This is a genomic window from Pseudarthrobacter sp. NamE5, from assembly GCF_005796225.1.
GTDB lineage: Bacteria > Actinomycetota > Actinomycetes > Actinomycetales > Micrococcaceae > Arthrobacter.
The window spans coordinates 1-15,545 of record NZ_VAHO01000022.1 but is presented as its reverse complement, the minus strand read 5'-3'; the positions used below and the strand labels follow the sequence as shown (position 1 = coordinate 15,545).

Here is a 15,545-nt window from a genome sequence, read left to right as displayed (position 1 = left end):
ATGCGGATAAGAGTTGTCGGATTCCGAGCTGTAGGAGACAACGGAATGGCAGAAAAAGCGCCGGGCGGCGTGCAGTCGGTGGAGCGGGTCTTCGAACTGCTGGAGCTCATCACGGACGCCGGTGGCGACGTCACGCTCAGCGAGCTTTCCTCGTCCACCGATTTGCCCCTGCCCACCATCCACCGCCTGCTGCGAACCCTGGTGTCGCTTGGTTACATCCGGCAGCTGCCGAACCGGCGGTATGCCCTGGGCCCGCGGCTGATCCGGCTGGGCGAAGGCGCCAACAAACAGCTCGGTGCAGTGGCGCGTCCGCAGCTGAAGACGCTGGTGGACCGGCTGGGCGAAACCTCCAACATGGCCGTGCTGGACTCGGACATGGTGATCTACGTGGCCCAGGTGCCGTCGCTGCACTCCATGCGCATGTTCACCGAGGTGGGCCGGCGTGCCCACATGCATGACACCGGCGTGGGCAAGGCCATCCTGGCCCAGTTGGACGATGACACCGTTCGCGGCATCGTTGCACGCACCGGGATGCCAACCCCCACCCCCAGGAGCATCGGCGACGTCGATGACCTCCTGGCGGACCTCAAGCTCATCCGGGAACGGGGCTACTCCATTGACGAGGAGGAGCAGGAGCTCGGTGTGCGTTGCTTTGCCATGGCGGTGCCCAATGCTCCCACGCCCGCCGCGATTTCCGTTTCCGGGCCGGTGTCCCGCGTTGACGAGCACTTCGCTGACAAGGCGGTGCCCGTCCTGCGCGAAGCAGCCGAGGCCATCTCCGACGAGCTTAACCGCAGCTGACCCACCCTCGGAGTTTTTCCACGTATGCCGACTTATAGTGCCTTTTGCCCTGCATGTCTGGACAAAAACTCCCGGAAACCACGGACGACGGCGGCCCGCTCCCTTTGGAAGCGGGCCGCCGTTCTCGGTTGGGCCGCTAGTGCTCCGAAGCCTTCTCGGATGACTGGATGGGGACTTCCTTGCCGTCGCAGTCGATGAGCTTGCCGTTCTCGTAACGGTCGCCTTCGGCGAGGCACTTGAGGTCCTCTTCCCGGACGGCCCGTCCGGTCCCTGCCACAAACACCGACTGGTTCTCGGAGTTGCCGGCCTTGAGGTGGTTGAAGAGAAGGTTCAGCAGGATGGCCATGACGGCGGCCGAGCTGATGCCCGAGTGGAAGATGGTGCCGAACCAGGTGGGGAACTTGTCATAGAAGGCAGGCGCAGCGATGGGGATCATCCCGAAGCCGATGGATGCAGCCACAATGATCAGGTTCATGTTGTTCCTGTACTCAACCTTTGCCAGTGTCCGGATGCCGCTGGCGGCAACGGTGCCGAACAGGACGATACCGGCACCGCCCAGCACGGCGGTGGGAACGGCAGCCACTACGCGGCCCATGACCGGCAGGAGTCCGAGCAGGACCAGGATGACGCCACCGGCAGCCACCACATAACGGCTCTTGATCCTGGTGACGGCCACCAGCCCCACGTTTTGAGCGAACGCGCTCTGGGTGAAGGATCCGAAAATCGGGGCGATCAGGCTGGAACCCATGTCGGCGCGAAGGCCGGCCGCAATCCGCTTGGAATCCGTCCGGGTTCCCACGATTTCACCGACGGCCAGGATGTCCGCCATGGTCTCCGTAAGGATCACCAGCACTACGATCAGCATGGAGATGATGGCGGCGATCTCGAAGGTGGGTGCCCCCAGGTGGAACGGTGTGGGGAAGGCAACGATCGGGCCGTTGCCAACCTTGGAGAAATCAGCCATGCCGGTAATGACGGCGACGATCGTGCCGCCCACCATGGCCAGGAGGATGGAAAGGCGGGAAAGGGTCGCACTGCCGACCTTGCTCAGGACCAGCACCAGGACCAGCGTGACCGCGGCAAGGCCGATGTTGGCCGTGCTGCCGTAATTTTCGGCAGTCCGGTTGCCGCCCATGGCCCAGTTTGCCGCCACCGGCATCAGTGTCAGGCCGATCGTGGTGATGACCGTACCGGTGACAACGGGTGGGAAAAACCTGACAATCTTGGAAAAGACTGGTGCAATCAGAAGGCCCACGGCTGCGGAGGCCATGACTGCGCCGAAGACGGTCGGAAGTCCGCCGCCGTTGCTGACGATGGCAACCATCGTGGCCACGCTGGCGAAGGAGACCCCCTGCACCAGGGGCAGTTGAGAGCCAAAAAACGGTATGCCGATGGTTTGCAGCAGGGTTGCCAGGCCGCCCATGAAGAGAGCTGCTGCGATCAGTATGCCGATATCGGCCGATGACAAACCGGCCGCCTGGCCGACGATCAGGGGCACGGCAATGATGCCACCGTACATCGTGAGAACGTGCTGGAAGCCGTAGGCGAAGCTGCTTCCGATGGAGAGCCGCTCGTCTTCTGGGCGGGTGGAAGCAGGCCGTTTGCCGCGCTGCTTGGCACTTGCTTTGAAAGGGTTCTTGGTGTTCATGACAGACTTTCTGGTTCGTGGCAGACGTCTTCGTCTGGCTAACGTGTCTGGCTAACAGGTGTGGGAAAAGATGTGGGGTGTGTATCCCGGCCGGGTCATCTGCCGGGCCGCCGGTGGTTGATCCTGTCGAATCCTGCGGAGACCGGCAGGATCAACCACCGGTAAGGGCGGTTAGCAGAAGCCGGCGATGCCGGACCAGGCAAGGGGTGCCGGTGCGGCGTCGTCGCGCTGGACGGTGGCCTCGATCAGGCCGTAGGGGCGGTCAGCGGCGTAGAAGACCTCGTTGGGGTTGTCGAGGCCGAACGGTGTGAGGTCGACCAGGAAGTGGTGCTTGTTGGGCATGGAGAACTTGATTTCGTCGATCTCGCTGTGGGCTTCGAGGACCTTGGCGCCCATGTCGAACAGGGTCTGCTGCAGGGCGTGGGAGTACTTCTCGGTGAAGCCTTCGAGCAGGAGCGCCTTGACGTCGTCGTAGCTTTTATTGAAGTCAAGGGTGCTGAAGTCGGTTCCGGTCTTGAAGCGCCAGCGGGCGGAGACGTCCGTGGCCAGGATCCGGTCCGTGGTTTCGGGCAAGGTGGTGTAGCGGTCCCGCGGGTAGCCGACAAAGCCGGACTGGGTGGACTTGAGGACCGTGAGGTCCTTGAGCCCGGAAATCAGGTGGGTGGTTGCGCCGTCGCGGACCAGGACCGCGGTGCGGACTTCCTGGCCGTTGCGGACGAACGAGTGGTCGTGTTCGCTGCCGTGCGCCTGGATGCGGTTCCAGGCGTACGAGTCGGCTTCCCAGCGGCCGCCGGTGACCCAGTCGAAGCTGGAGGTGAAGTGCTCGCCAAGGCGCAGCAGGAACGCCTCGGGTGAGCCGACGCCGTCGCGGGCAAAGGCGTAGATGGTGTTCTTCTGGGTGTCCGTAGCCACCACGTGGGCGTTGTCGCCCGCCAGGTGGGCCGCGGTGAAGTCGCCCCGCAGCTGCGAGGTGACGTTCAGGTCCTCGATCTCGTGACGGCTGGTGTCGCGGGTGATCTTGACGACCCGGACTTCCGCCTTGCCGTACTGGTTTTCGCCGAGGATGATCTTGCTGCTCATGGTCTGTTCCCAACTTCCGGTAAGTGGAACTACGTTCCATCACTGAAATTAAGCGCGCGTTTCAAGCGCGTTTCCGGTGGTGCCGACCCAACAAAAAAGAGCCGGCATCCATTGATGCCAGCTCATTAACGACCCTGCCTGCTGCTCCCAGGTTACGTGACATGCGCCACGAATTGACATCCAGCGTACCTCCGGAAACCGGTGGTGTACATCACAAACTGAAAATTCGCATTGTGACCGGAAGCCTAAGAAGTCATTGACGCGCCAGCCGCTCGCCCCTTATGCTCTTTCGTATAGCAGAACTTATTTTTCACTTTACGGAAATAACCTTCGAAGGAGGATCAGATGTACCAGCAGGACAGCACTCAGGTAGCACCGGCACCAACGGCGGCACCGTCAGTCCCCGAGTTCTACCTCCCCCTCGGGGGCGGGACTGATCCGGACTTTTACCTCCCCGCGGACCGTGATCACGTCCCCGGCCGCTTCTCGCGCTGGGTCCACGCGCTGCCCGGCTTCAGCCGGCGCAGCTAGCCGTTCACCAGCCGCCGGGCCGCCGCCGAGTGTTCGGCGGCCAGGCTGGCGATATCGAGCCCTGGTATCTGCCCGTCCACCACGCGCCACTTCCCGCCCACCATCACCCGGTCGGCGCGGTCGGCAGCGCACAGCAGCAGTGCGGCAATGGGGTCGTGGCTCCCGGAGAACCGCAGGTCATCCAGCCGGAAGAGTGCCAGGTCCGCCTGCATTCCGGGCGCGAGCTGCCCCAATCCGGAACGGCCCAGCACTGCGGCCGAACCGCGCGTTGCCCAGCCCAGCGCCCGCTCCACGGGAACGTCCGCGCCGTACTTCAGCCGCTGGAGATAGAGTGCCTGCCGCGCTTCCAGGACCATGTTGGAGGCATCGTTCGACGCCGAGCCATCCACTCCCAGCCCCACGGGAACCCCTGCGTCCTCCAGCTCCAGGACCCGCGCGGTCCCCGACGCCAGGCGCATGTTCGAGGTAGGGCAGTGCGCGACGGCGGTTCCCGCGGCTCCCAGCCTCGCGACCTCCGCGTCACTGAAGTGGATGCCGTGGCCCAGCCAGGTGCGGTCCGTCAGCCAGCCCACGCTGTCCAGGTAGTCAACGGTCCGCAGCCCGAACACCTGCCGGCAGAAGTCCTCCTCGTCCAGGGTCTCGGCGAGGTGCGTGTGCAGCCGCACATCCAACCGCTCAGCCAGCGCTGCACTTTCGGCCATGATCTCCTTCGTCACCGAGAAGGGTGAGCATGGGGCCAGGGCAATCTGGATCACTGCGTCGGCGCCGCGTTCGTGGTAAAGGCCAACCAGGCGTTCGCTGTCCTCCAGCACCACGTCAGGAGCCTGGACAGTGGACTGGGGCGGCAGGCCGCCGTCGTCCGTTCCCAAAGTCATGGAACCCCGGGTGAGAGTGGCACGCATCCCCAGCCGGCGCACGGCCTGCACTTGGATATCAATCGCATCCTCCAGGCCGGCCGGAAAGAGGTAATGGTGGTCGGCCGCCGTGGTGCAGCCGGAGAGCAGCAGCTCTGCCAGCGCCACGGTGGTGGCGAGCTCAAGGTCGCGCGGGGTCAGTCTTGCCCAGACCGGATACAGGTTCTGCAGCCATGGGAACAGGGGTGCGTTGGCCACCGGCGCCCAGGCGCGGGTGAGGGTTTGGTAGAAGTGGTGATGGGTGTTGATCAGGCCCGGCAGCAGAACGTGGCTGCCCGCCTCGAAAATCCCGTCGCACGGCTCGGCGGGCTGCTGTCCGGCGGCGAGCACCTCGACAATCATCCCGCCGCTGACCACCAGTCCCGCTGAAGCGTCAAGGCTGTTGGCAGTGAAGGCGGCTTGCGGATTCCTGATCCAGAGGCGGGTTGCGGAAGGAAGGGTGGCGGGGAGGGGCATGGGCTGTCCTTGTCTGAGCGCGGTGGTAGTCATTCCAGCTCAGTGAGGCCCTGTCTGCTGATCCAGGTGGCCGCCGCTGCCGGGCAGGGCGGGTCCGATCAGGGTAAGGAGTAGCCTTGACCTGCGTCAATACGCTGCATTGTGACTGCAGCAGCAGGATCAAGTGAAGAACCCGAAACGCAGATTTCACATGGCGAAATAAAACTTCCAGAAAACTATGGCGCAGCCCACAATCCGGTGCTAATCTCGTTCTTGCCAAAGGCGGGCACCCGGAGTCCGGGAAGCTATCTACCAGGCGCAACTTAACCTTCACAGCACATGCTGAAGCCTGGTAACCGTCGCACCTGGTTCTACTGGTCCTGCAAACGGCAACAGGCTTCCCGGCAATAAGGAAGTCGCATCATGAGTACCACCGTCACGGCCGAAGAATTCCTGGCCAGATCCATCAGGTTGGCCACGGCCAACGTCCTGAACAGCGGGGGACCTTTCGGAGCAATGATCGTCACGGCCGACGGCCGGACGTTCGACGGCGTCAACCGGGTCACCGCGGACAACGATCCCACCGCCCACGCCGAGGTCACCGCGATCCGCACGGCCTGCCGCGAGCTCGGCACGTTCGACCTCAGCGGCGCCGTCCTCTACACCAGCTGCGAGCCGTGCCCCATGTGCCTGGCCTCCGCACTCTGGGCACGCGTGGACCGGGTGGTCTTCGCAGCAGACCGCCATGACGCCGCCTCGGTCGGGTTCGATGACGCCGTCTTCTATGAATACTTCGACAACAAGGACCGGAACTCCCTCTTGCCGGTCTCAAAGCTGGTGTTGAACGACCCGCAGGCCCCCGCGCCGCTGGAGCCGTTCAATACCTGGAACACACTCGACACCAGGATCGACTACTAAGGCCCGGCGGCTGACATGACCATCCTAAACAACTCCCACGAGGAGCATTCGGCTCCACAACCCCCTAACGCCAAAACGGCGCCGCGCACCCCCAGCGCTCCGGCAGGCACTCCGCGCCCGCCGGCGTCGAACTCTTTCCTTGACCGTTTCTTCCAGGTGACGCAGCGCGGTTCAACGCTCGCCCGCGAATTCCGCGGCGGCCTGGTCACCTTTTTCACCATGGCGTACATCGTCATCCTCAACCCGCTCATCCTCGGCGGGTTCAGCGCAGGAAACGCCCCCACCGACGTCGCCGGGGGCTGGCTTTCCGCGGCGCAGGTAGGCGCCGTCACCGGGCTCACCGCAGGCGTGATGACAATACTCTTCGGACTGATCGCCAACCTGCCGTTCGGGCTCGCCGCCGGCCTCGGCATCAACTCCTTCCTGGCAGTTTCAGTCATCCAGGAAGTGACCTGGGCTGAAGCCATGGGCCTGGTGGTGATCAACGGCATCCTGATCGTCCTGTTCGGCGTCACCGGTGCCCGGACCGCCATCTTCCGCGCAGTACCCAAGGAGCTGAAGGCCGCCATCACGGTGGGCATCGGCCTGTTCATCGCCTTCATCGGCTTCGTGGACTCGGGCTTCGTGAAGGCGACCGCGGGCGGGCCTCCTGTCCAGCTCGGCAACGGCGGCTCGATCACCTCGGTCCCCACCCTGGTGTTCATCGTAGGCCTGCTGGCCATGGGCATCCTGGTGGCACGCAAGGTCCAGGGTGGCCTGCTGATCGGGATCGTGGCCACCACGTTCCTGGCGGCGGTGGTCGAAGCTGTCATGCAGATCGGCCCGGCCAGCGAGGCAAATCCCGGCGGTTGGCACCTGAACACCCCCGTTTTGTCCGGCCAGCTGGTCTCGGCCCCGGACCTGGCACTGGTGGGCCAGTTCGACCTCTTCGGCTCGTTCGCCAGGATCGGCGGGCTCGCGGCCACCATGCTGGTGTTCACGCTGGTGTTCACCAACTTCTTCGATGCCATGGGCACCATGACCGGCCTTGCGAAGAGCGCCGGGGTGGCCCACAAGGACGGGACGTTCCCCCGGCTGAAGTCGGCGTTCATCGTTGAAGGGCTTGGCGCCGTGGCGGGCGGAGCTACCTCCGGCTCCTCCAACACCGTGTACATCGACTCGGCAGCGGGAATCGGTGAAGGCGCCCGCACTGGCCTGGCATCTGTGGTCACGGGCCTGCTGTTCCTGGGCTCGATGTTCCTCACGCCACTGACCAGCGTGGTTCCGCTCGAGGTGGCTGCCGCCGCCCTGGTGGTGGTGGGAGCGATGATGATGGCGCAGATCCGTGAGATCAAGTTCAGCAAGTTCACCGTGGCCCTGCCCGCCTTCCTCACCATCGTCACCATGCCGCTGAGCTACTCGATCGCCAACGGCATCGGCGTCGGCTTCATCAGCTGGGCCATCATCGGTGCGGCGTCCGGCAAGGCGAAAAAAGTCCATCCGCTGATGTGGGTGGTCAGCGCCGGCTTCCTGGTCTACTTCGCCCGCGGACCGATCAACCTGCTGCTGGGCGCCTGACGGGACCCTGTGACCACCTGGTGCCGCTTCCGGACATCCGCATTCCTGGAAGGGCATGCGGATGTCCGGACCGGCAATTTCCAAAGAACAAGACGCTTCCAGAACCAATTGCTTTTCCGAATGACCGACAGGAACGACAATGGACACCACCGCCGCGCGGACCAAGGAGTGCAGCCATGCTTGACCTGATCCCTTCGCTTCACTCCGGGGCGCATTTCCTCGGTAGCCACTTCGCCGTTGCCACCATAGTTGCCGCCAGCGGTTCCGTGCCCCGGCCGGTTGGGACCTCCATGATTGTCACCGCCTCCGGGGACGTACTGGGCAGCCTCTCCGGCGGCTGCGTGGAAGGCGCCGTGGTGGCGCTTGCCCAGGAGGCCATGGACGACGGCGCCGCGCGACGAAAGCGCTTTGGCTTCAGTTCTGCCAATGCTTTCGCCGCCGGGCTCACCTGCGGGGGAGAGCTGGACATCCATATCGAACCGGTGGCTCCGGACGCACCTGGCCAAGCCGCCCACCCGCTCCGGACCGCGCTGCATCAACTGGGGGAGCTGGCGCCGGGCGAGCCAGTGGCGCTGGTACGCCGCTTAGGCACGCCCGGAGGCGGCGCCGTCGTGGTCCGTGAACCGGCGGACGCGCGCGCGGCGGAGTTGCCGGAACTGGCTTCTTTAGTGGAGCAGGGGCACTCCATGGTCCTGCTCCGGATGGAGTCGATCCTTCACAACGGCGGCGCCGGCGTGGTCCCGCTTGCCGAGCCAGGCAGCTGCCTCCCGGAAAAGCTCGGACAGGACCCGCAGGACAGCCTGCGACCCGCCCTCCTGGTGGAATCCCGGCTCGCGCCGCCGCGTATGCTGGTGTTTGGTGCCAATGACTTCGGTGCAGCCCTCATCCCGGCCGCCAAACTGCTTGGCTACCGCGTAACAGTGGTGGACGCCCGCCCCGCGTTCACGGCGCAGTCCAGATTCGCTGCCGCCGATGACGTGGTGACCGACTGGCCGCACCGCTACCTGGCTGCGGAGTCTGCGGCTGGACGCCTGGACAGCCGCACCGTCGCGGCGGTCCTCACCCACGATCCGAAGTTCGACCTCCCGCTGCTGGAGAAAGTCCTGGACCTGGACCTCGCCTATGTGGGTGCCATGGGTTCCCGGAGGAGCCACCTGCAGCGGATGGAGGAGCTCCTCGCCGCCGGGGTCCGGCCGGAGCGGATTGCCTCGCTCCATTCGCCGATCGGCCTGGACATCGGCGCCGTTACTCCCGCCGAAGTGGCGGTTTCCATCACTGCCGAGATCGTTGCAGCACGCAACCGGGCCGCCAGCTGTACCCCTCTTCGGGACAGGTCCGGCCCCATCCATCAGCACCCGGCCCGCCGGCAGCCGCTACAGGCCCCCGCCACAGTTAATCAGCAGGAGATCGCATGGACATGAACACCATCGAGGCGGTGGTCCCCACCACCGACCCCGCAGAATGGCGCGACGGCGACGCCTGGCTGGCCGGCGGCACCGTGCTGTTCTCCTACGGCAGCTTCGCCTTCGGTCCCCGGCCGCTGAAGCGGCTCCTGGACCTCGGCAGCGCAGGCTGGACCCCGGTAACCGTCACCGACGACGGCTTCGACCTCGCCGCCACCTGCACAATCTCGCAGTTGTACAGCCTTCCCGGTTCACCGGCGGTGGCCGGCCGCAGCTGGCCGGGGCTGGACCTGGTCCGCCCCTGCTGCGATTCCTTCGTCGCCTCGTTCAAGGTGTGGAACACGTCCACGGTGGGCGGCAATCTTTGCACATCACTGCCGGCCGGCCCCATCATCTCGCTCTCCGCCGGGCTGGACGGCATCGCCACCATCATCGGACCTGGCGGAACCAGCCGCACCGTGCCCGCAGCCGACTTCGTCACCGGCGATGCCAGGAACTGCCTGGCACCCGGCGAGCTGCTGCGCAGTGTCCACTTGCCGGCGTCGGCCCTTGCCTCCCGGGCGGCGTTCCGCCGCCTGTCTCTCAGCAACCTGGGCAGGTCCGGGGTGCTGCTGATTGGAAGGCTCGACGGCGGTACCTCCCTGGTCCTGACCATTACAGCCGCCACCAAGCGGCCCGTGCAGCTGCGCTTCGACGGGTTGCCGGACGCCGACGGGCTGGCAGATGCTATCAGCGCTGCAATCCCTGAGGATCTCTACCACGACGACATCCATGGCCTGCCAGTGTGGCGCCGGGACATGACCTACCGGCTGGCCGAAGAAATCCGGGCCGAACTCGCCGCTCCGGACGGGGCGCCGGGACTCCGGGTATCGGGCGACTTCTGGCCGCCGAAGGACAGCGGGCTTGCCGCCCAGCAGGAAGGGGCCTGAGCAATGGCCATCGAAATTAATGGAACGACGGCTGAAACGGCACCCCGCCCGGGACAGTGCCTGCGCACCTACCTGCGCGAGCAGGGAAACCTGGGCGTCAAGAAGGGCTGCGACGGCGGAGACTGCGGCGCCTGCACTGTCCATGTTGACGGTACCCCGGTGCACAGCTGCATCTATCCGGCGGTCCGCGCGGAAGGCCATGCCGTCACCACGATTGAAGGGCTCGCCGCAACCACCGGCGATGCCGACCTCCATCCGGTGCAGCAGCAGTTCATGGAGCGGCAGGGTTTCCAGTGCGGCTTCTGCACGGCAGGCATGGTGATGACCGCTGCCACCTTCAACGACGGGCAGAAGGAAAACCTGCCCCGAAACCTCAAGGGCAACCTCTGCCGGTGCACCGGGTACCGGGCCATTTCCGACGCCGTCTGCGGGCATGCCGGGCACCCGGATCCGGAAGGACAGGGGTCCGGTATTGCGGGGGAGGGGCAGCCCGATCCCGAGCCCGGGCAACTGGGCGACGACGTTCCCGCACCTGCCAGCCGGGCCGTGGTTACCGGCGCCGCCCGCTACACCCTGGACGTGCCGGTGGACCAGTTGCAGGGCCTGCTCCACCTCAAGCTCCTGCGCTCGCCGCATGCGCACGCCCGGGTGCTTTCCATCAATACCGACGCAGCGTTGAAGGTTCCGGGCGTTGTCGCGGTCTTCACGCATGAGGACGTACCCGGGCAGCTCTTTTCCACCGCCCAGCATGAACTCTTTACGGACGACCCGGACGATACGCGCGTCCTGGATGACGTGCTGCGGTTCCGGGGCCAGCGGGTGGCGGCGGTGGTGGCCGAAACGGTAGCCGCCGCTGAAGCAGGTGTGCGTGCACTGGACGTGGAGTATGAGGAACTGCCGGCGGTCTTCTCGCCGCAGGACGCACTGCTGCCCGGCGCGCCGCTGGTCCACGGGGACAAGGACGGGATGGCGTCCCGCATCTCCCGCCCCGAACGCAACGTGGTGGCCGAACTTCACTCCGAACTGGGCAGCGTGGGCGAAGGCTTTGCCGCCGCGGACTTCATTCACGAACAGACCTACCAAACACAGCGGGTCCAGCACGTGGCGCTGGAAACGCATGCTGCCATCGCGTCCGTGGACGGAGAAGGGCGCCTGCAGGTGCGCACGTCCAGCCAGGTCCCGTTCCTGGTCCGCCGCACCCTGTGCCGGGTGTTCGGCCTGGAGGATGACAAGGTGCACGTGGTGGCAGGACGGGTCGGCGGCGGCTTCGGCGGCAAGCAGGAAGTCCTGACCGAGGACATCGTGGCCCTCGCAGCCCTGAAGCTGGGCCGCCCGGTCCAGCTGGAACTGACCAGGACTGAGCAGTTCACCGCCACCACCACCCGGCACCCGTTCACCATCAAACTCAAGGCCGGGGCTGCAGCCGACGGCCGGCTGACCGCGCTGGAACTGGACGTCCTCACCAACACCGGCGCCTACGGCAACCACGGCCCGGGTGTAATGTTCCATGGTTGCGGCGAATCCCTGGCCGTATACAACTGCCCCAACAAGAAGGTGGACGCGCATGCCATGTATACCAACACGGTTCCGGCCGGGGCCTTCCGCGGGTACGGGCTGAGCCAGATGGTTTTCGCCATTGAGTCCGCGATGGACGAACTGGCGGCCGGCATCGGCATGGACCCCTTCGAGTTCCGCCGCCGGAACATGGTGCGCGAAGGCGACCGCATGCTCTCAACCCAGCCCGACCCTGAGGAGGATGTCCACTACGGCAGCTACGGGCTTGACCAGTGCCTGGGCCTGGTCCGCGACGCGCTGGCCCGCGGCCGCCAGCGCTACCGTGCCGCCGGACTGGACGAGCTGGGACCTGACTGGCTCACCGGCGAGGGAACTGCCCTGTCCATGATCGACACCGTGCCCCCGCGCGGCCACTTTGCCCACTCCAGGCTGAGGCTCCTGCCTGACGGCACCTACCAGGCCGACGTCGGAACGGCTGAATTCGGCAACGGAACCACCACAGTCCACGCCCAGCTGGCGGCTACCGCGCTTTCCACCGAGGCTGCGAACGTTGCAGTACGGCAGTCGGATACGGATCTGGTGGAGCACGACACTGGTGCTTTTGGCTCGGCAGGAACGGTAGTGGCCGGAAAGGCCACGCTGGCCGCGGCCGAGGAACTCGCCGTGCGGATCCGCGCCTTTGCCGCCGGTATCCGGCAGACGCAGGCCTCGGCCTGCGTCCTTGATGGGGACACGGTGGTCATTGACGGCACTCCCGTGGCACTGGCTGAACTGGCGCAGCAGGCTGCGGAAGCCGGCGTCGAACTCTCTGCAGAGGGACGCTGGGGCGGGACGCCGCGGTCTGTGGCCTTCAACGTCCACGGGTTCAGGGTGGCGGTGAACCGTGGCACCGGGGAGCTGAAAATCCTGCAGAGCGTGCAGGCGGCGGACGCCGGCGTGGTGGTCAACCCCCGCCAGTGCCGCGGGCAGATCGAGGGCGGGATCGCCCAGGCCATCGGCGCCGCGCTGTACGAGGAGGTGGTGATTGACGACGCAGGCCGGGTCACCACGGACATCCTCCGCCAATACCACATTCCCACCTTCGCGGACGTGCCGCGCAGTGAAGTGTACTTCGCGGACACCAACGACAAGCTGGGTCCGCTGGGCGCCAAGTCCATGAGCGAAAGCCCCTTCAATCCTGTTGCCCCCGCCCTGGCAAACGCCATCCGTAACGCGACGGGAGTGCGGTTCGCGTCCCTGCCCATTGCGCGGGACCGGATTTACCTGGGGCTCAAGGAAGCGGGGCTGGTGCCCACGGAATCGCTGCTCACCTGAAAAAGGGAGTCACAAAAGCTTAGAACAGGCGCGTCCGGCAGCCGGTGAGCCGCCTCACCCTGCATCGTTGCATATAGTCGAGGGATGGAACATCGGATTTTAGGCAACACCGGACGGAACGTCTCCATCGTGGGACTGGGCACCTGGCAGCTCGGAGCCGACTGGGGCAACGTGGACCCGGCCCAGGCGCAGGCCATCCTGGCGGCCTCCGTCGAAGCAGGAGTAAACCTCTTTGACACGGCCGACGTCTACGGCGATGGCAAGAGCGAACAGGCCATCGGAAAGTTCCTCGCGGACAACCCCGGCCTGGAAATCACAGTAGCCACCAAGATGGGCCGCCGTGTGGACCAGAAGCCGGAGAACTACACCCTGGCCAACTTCCGCCAGTGGGTGGACAGGTCCCGGAAGAACCTGGGCACCGACACCCTGGACCTGGTCCAGCTGCACTGCCCGCCCACTCCGGTGTTCAGCAGCAACGAGGTCTATGACGCCCTGGACACCCTGGTGTCGGAGGGTGCCATCCGCAACTACGGTGTGAGTGTCGAACGGACGGACGAGGCGCTGGAAGCGATCCGGCGCGGAAGCACAGCCTCCGTCCAGATCATCCTCAACGCCTTCCGGCTCAAGCCCCTGGACGAGGTCCTTCCCGCCGCGAAGGCGGCGAACGTGGGCATCATCGCCCGCGTGCCGCTGGCTTCGGGGCTGCTGTCCGGCAAGTACACCAAGGAGACCACCTTCGCGGAGAACGACCACCGGAACTACAACCGCAACGGCGACTCCTTCGACGTCGGCGAAACCTTCTCCGGCGTGGACTACGAGCTCGGGCTCAAGGCCGTGGCCGAGTTCGAGCAGCTGGTACCGGCCGGAGCCACCACTGCCCAGGCAGCCATCGCCTGGATCGCAGCCCAGGATGGCGTGACCACCGTGATCCCCGGCGCGCGCAACGTGGTCCAGGCGAAAGCGAACGCAGCGGCGGCTTCCGTGCAGGTTACGGAGGAGTTCGACGCCGGCGTCCGCTGGATCTACGACCACTACTTCCGCGAGGTTATCCACCCGCGCTGGTAGCGGGGCTAATTTGCGTGCACTGGGGGTGTGAATGGCAGAAACAGCCGTGGGTGCCTTCGTGGACCGGCTTTCAGCGGTGCCGTCCGGGCCCGGGCGCAACAACTTCCTCGACCCCTCGGTGTCTGCCAACGCGCTGCGCCGGCGCAACCTTGAGCTCTACCTGACGGAAATGCAGGAGCGTTCGCCACGGGTGCTGCTGCTGGGGGAAGCCCCCGGCTTCAGGGGCATGAGGATCACCGGGGTGCCGTTCACCAACCGCACCACGCTCCAGGGGCCGGCTAACAGTTTCGGACTGTTTGGCCCGGGCAGGGGGTACATGCTTCCGGAAGACGCTGCAGGGGTCGCCGCCGAGCCCACGGCGACGGTGATGTGGGAGGTGCTGGCTGAACTGCAGTTCCTTCCCCTGCTGTGGAGCGCCTGCCCCTGGCATACCCACGTCCCCGGCCGGCCGCAGTCCAACCGCACCCCAACGGCAGCAGAGGCAAAGCTGGGCACTCCGTTCTGGCAGCAACTGGTGGAGCTCTTTGGTATCGAAACCGTGGTGGCCGTGGGCAACGTGGCGCACCGCAGCCTGCTGCGCAGTGGCATGGAGGTGCCGAAGGTGAGGCATCCTTCCCATGGCGGCCGGTCCGGCTTTAAGCGGGGGCTCGAGGAGCTGCTAGCCCAGTAACCCCAACTGGGCCGGGGTGTCGATGTCTTCTCCCGTGGACAGGTCACTGCAATCCACCTCATCCACCAGTTCCGGGTGGGCCGCCAGGAAGCCGCGCGCCCCGGCGTCGCCGGTCACCGTTTGCGCCACATCTCTGCGGAGCGCTGCGTCGATCACCAGCGGGTGCCCGCGGCGGAGCCTGCCGCCGGCACCCTCCGCTGCGGCTGCACCGCCACCGTAGGCAGCCGCAGTGACCCTGCCGGGACGGTGGGCGACCAGCAGCCGCTGCACCGCCGTGGTGGTCACACCTGGCTGGTCAACGAGTGCCACCAGGAGGTGATCCTCCGGGGCGGCACTGGCGTCGCCCTGCAGGAGGGAGCTGCCCATCCCGGACTGCCACTCCTGGTTCACCATGATGCGGTAGCGGCCCAGCTCCGCCGCGGCCATGATCTCCGGTGCTCCGGCACCGAGCACCACCACCACCTCGTGGCAGCCGCCGTCGAGCAGTGCTCCGGCTACGGATTCAACCAGCGGCCGGCCGCGGTAGGGGAGCAGCGCTTTGGGGCCTTTGCCGAGCCTGGTGCCGGCGCCGGCAGCGAGTACCAGGCCGGTGGTCCTGACGTCACCGGTGTTCCCCATAGCTGCACCCTACTCTCCCTCTAGGCGTCGCCGCCGGTCCCGCCGGTGGTTCCGGCATTGACGTCCAGCAGCTTGTACCGGTCCAGGGCGTACAACGGCGCGCCCTCCTCCACCTCGCCCCTGGCAGCGAGCAGCTGCAGCGCTTTC

General features: G+C 65.9%; 13 protein-coding genes. 9 read left to right on the top strand and 4 right to left on the bottom strand.

From position 1 onward, the window contains the following. The first annotated feature begins 45 nt into the window (after nt 1-45). On the top strand, nt 46-801 hold the full coding sequence (locus tag FDW84_RS18180; protein WP_138610891.1) for an IclR family transcriptional regulator: 756 nt from the start codon (nt 46-48) through the stop codon (nt 799-801). A gap of 136 nt (nt 802-937) precedes the next feature. Here the strand turns inward: FDW84_RS18180 and FDW84_RS18175 are convergent, their stop codons facing one another. Continuing rightward, on the bottom strand, nt 938-2,449 hold the full coding sequence (locus FDW84_RS18175) for a nucleobase:cation symporter-2 family protein (RefSeq protein WP_138610890.1): 1,512 nt from the start codon (nt 2,447-2,449) through the stop codon (nt 938-940). A gap of 171 nt (nt 2,450-2,620) precedes the next feature. Next, nucleotides 2,621-3,529 carry a factor-independent urate hydroxylase gene (gene pucL, locus FDW84_RS18170; protein WP_138610889.1) on the bottom strand — a complete coding sequence of 303 codons (909 nt, stop codon included), beginning with the start codon at nt 3,527-3,529 and terminating at the stop codon, nt 2,621-2,623. Between the two features lie 345 nt (nt 3,530-3,874). Between pucL and FDW84_RS18165 the strand changes: the two genes are divergently transcribed. After that, nucleotides 3,875-4,060, top strand: a complete 186-nt coding sequence (locus FDW84_RS18165) for a hypothetical protein (RefSeq protein ID WP_138610888.1) — start codon at nt 3,875-3,877, stop codon at nt 4,058-4,060. Here FDW84_RS18165 and FDW84_RS18160 read toward each other — a convergent pair. After that, a complete protein-coding gene (locus tag FDW84_RS18160; protein ID WP_138610887.1) occupies nt 4,057-5,430 on the bottom strand; it encodes an 8-oxoguanine deaminase in 1,374 nt (457 codons plus the stop codon). The two genes, FDW84_RS18165 and FDW84_RS18160, sit on opposite strands and share 4 nt — an antisense overlap. Nucleotides 5,431-5,832: 402 nt before the next feature. Here FDW84_RS18160 and FDW84_RS18155 point away from each other — a divergent pair, with 402 nt between their 5' ends. From FDW84_RS18155 to FDW84_RS18125, 7 genes are all read left to right on the top strand, one after another. Further along, nucleotides 5,833-6,327 carry a nucleoside deaminase gene (locus tag FDW84_RS18155; RefSeq protein ID WP_138610886.1) on the top strand — a complete coding sequence of 165 codons (495 nt, stop codon included), beginning with the start codon at nt 5,833-5,835 and terminating at the stop codon, nt 6,325-6,327. Between the two features lie 15 nt (nt 6,328-6,342). Further along, entirely contained in the window at nt 6,343-7,884 is a 1,542-nt protein-coding gene (locus FDW84_RS18150) for an NCS2 family permease (RefSeq protein ID WP_138610885.1), read from the top strand. Between the two features lie 176 nt (nt 7,885-8,060). Then, nucleotides 8,061-9,305 carry an XdhC family protein gene (locus FDW84_RS18145; protein ID WP_138610884.1) on the top strand — a complete coding sequence of 415 codons (1,245 nt, stop codon included), beginning with the start codon at nt 8,061-8,063 and terminating at the stop codon, nt 9,303-9,305. Next, nucleotides 9,296-10,216 (top strand): FAD binding domain-containing protein, encoded by a 921-nt coding sequence (locus FDW84_RS18140; protein ID WP_138610883.1) that lies wholly within the window; start codon nt 9,296-9,298, stop codon nt 10,214-10,216. Before FDW84_RS18145 ends, FDW84_RS18140 begins: the two co-directional genes overlap by 10 nt. 3 nt (nt 10,217-10,219) lie before the next feature. Next, nucleotides 10,220-13,045 carry a molybdopterin-dependent oxidoreductase gene (locus FDW84_RS18135; RefSeq protein ID WP_138610882.1) on the top strand — a complete coding sequence of 942 codons (2,826 nt, stop codon included), beginning with the start codon at nt 10,220-10,222 and terminating at the stop codon, nt 13,043-13,045. 84 nt (nt 13,046-13,129) lie between these two features. Next, nucleotides 13,130-14,110, top strand: a complete 981-nt coding sequence (locus FDW84_RS18130) for an aldo/keto reductase (protein ID WP_138610881.1) — start codon at nt 13,130-13,132, stop codon at nt 14,108-14,110. Between the two features lie 31 nt (nt 14,111-14,141). After that, nucleotides 14,142-14,780, top strand: a complete 639-nt coding sequence (locus tag FDW84_RS18125) for a uracil-DNA glycosylase (RefSeq protein WP_138610880.1) — start codon at nt 14,142-14,144, stop codon at nt 14,778-14,780. On the opposite strand, the gene nboR is transcribed toward FDW84_RS18125, so the two are convergent. Next, nucleotides 14,769-15,398, bottom strand: a complete 630-nt coding sequence (gene nboR, locus FDW84_RS18120; RefSeq protein WP_138610879.1) for a nicotine blue oxidoreductase — start codon at nt 15,396-15,398, stop codon at nt 14,769-14,771. The genes FDW84_RS18125 and nboR overlap by 12 nt on opposite strands. Between the last annotated feature and the right edge of the window lie 147 nt (nt 15,399-15,545).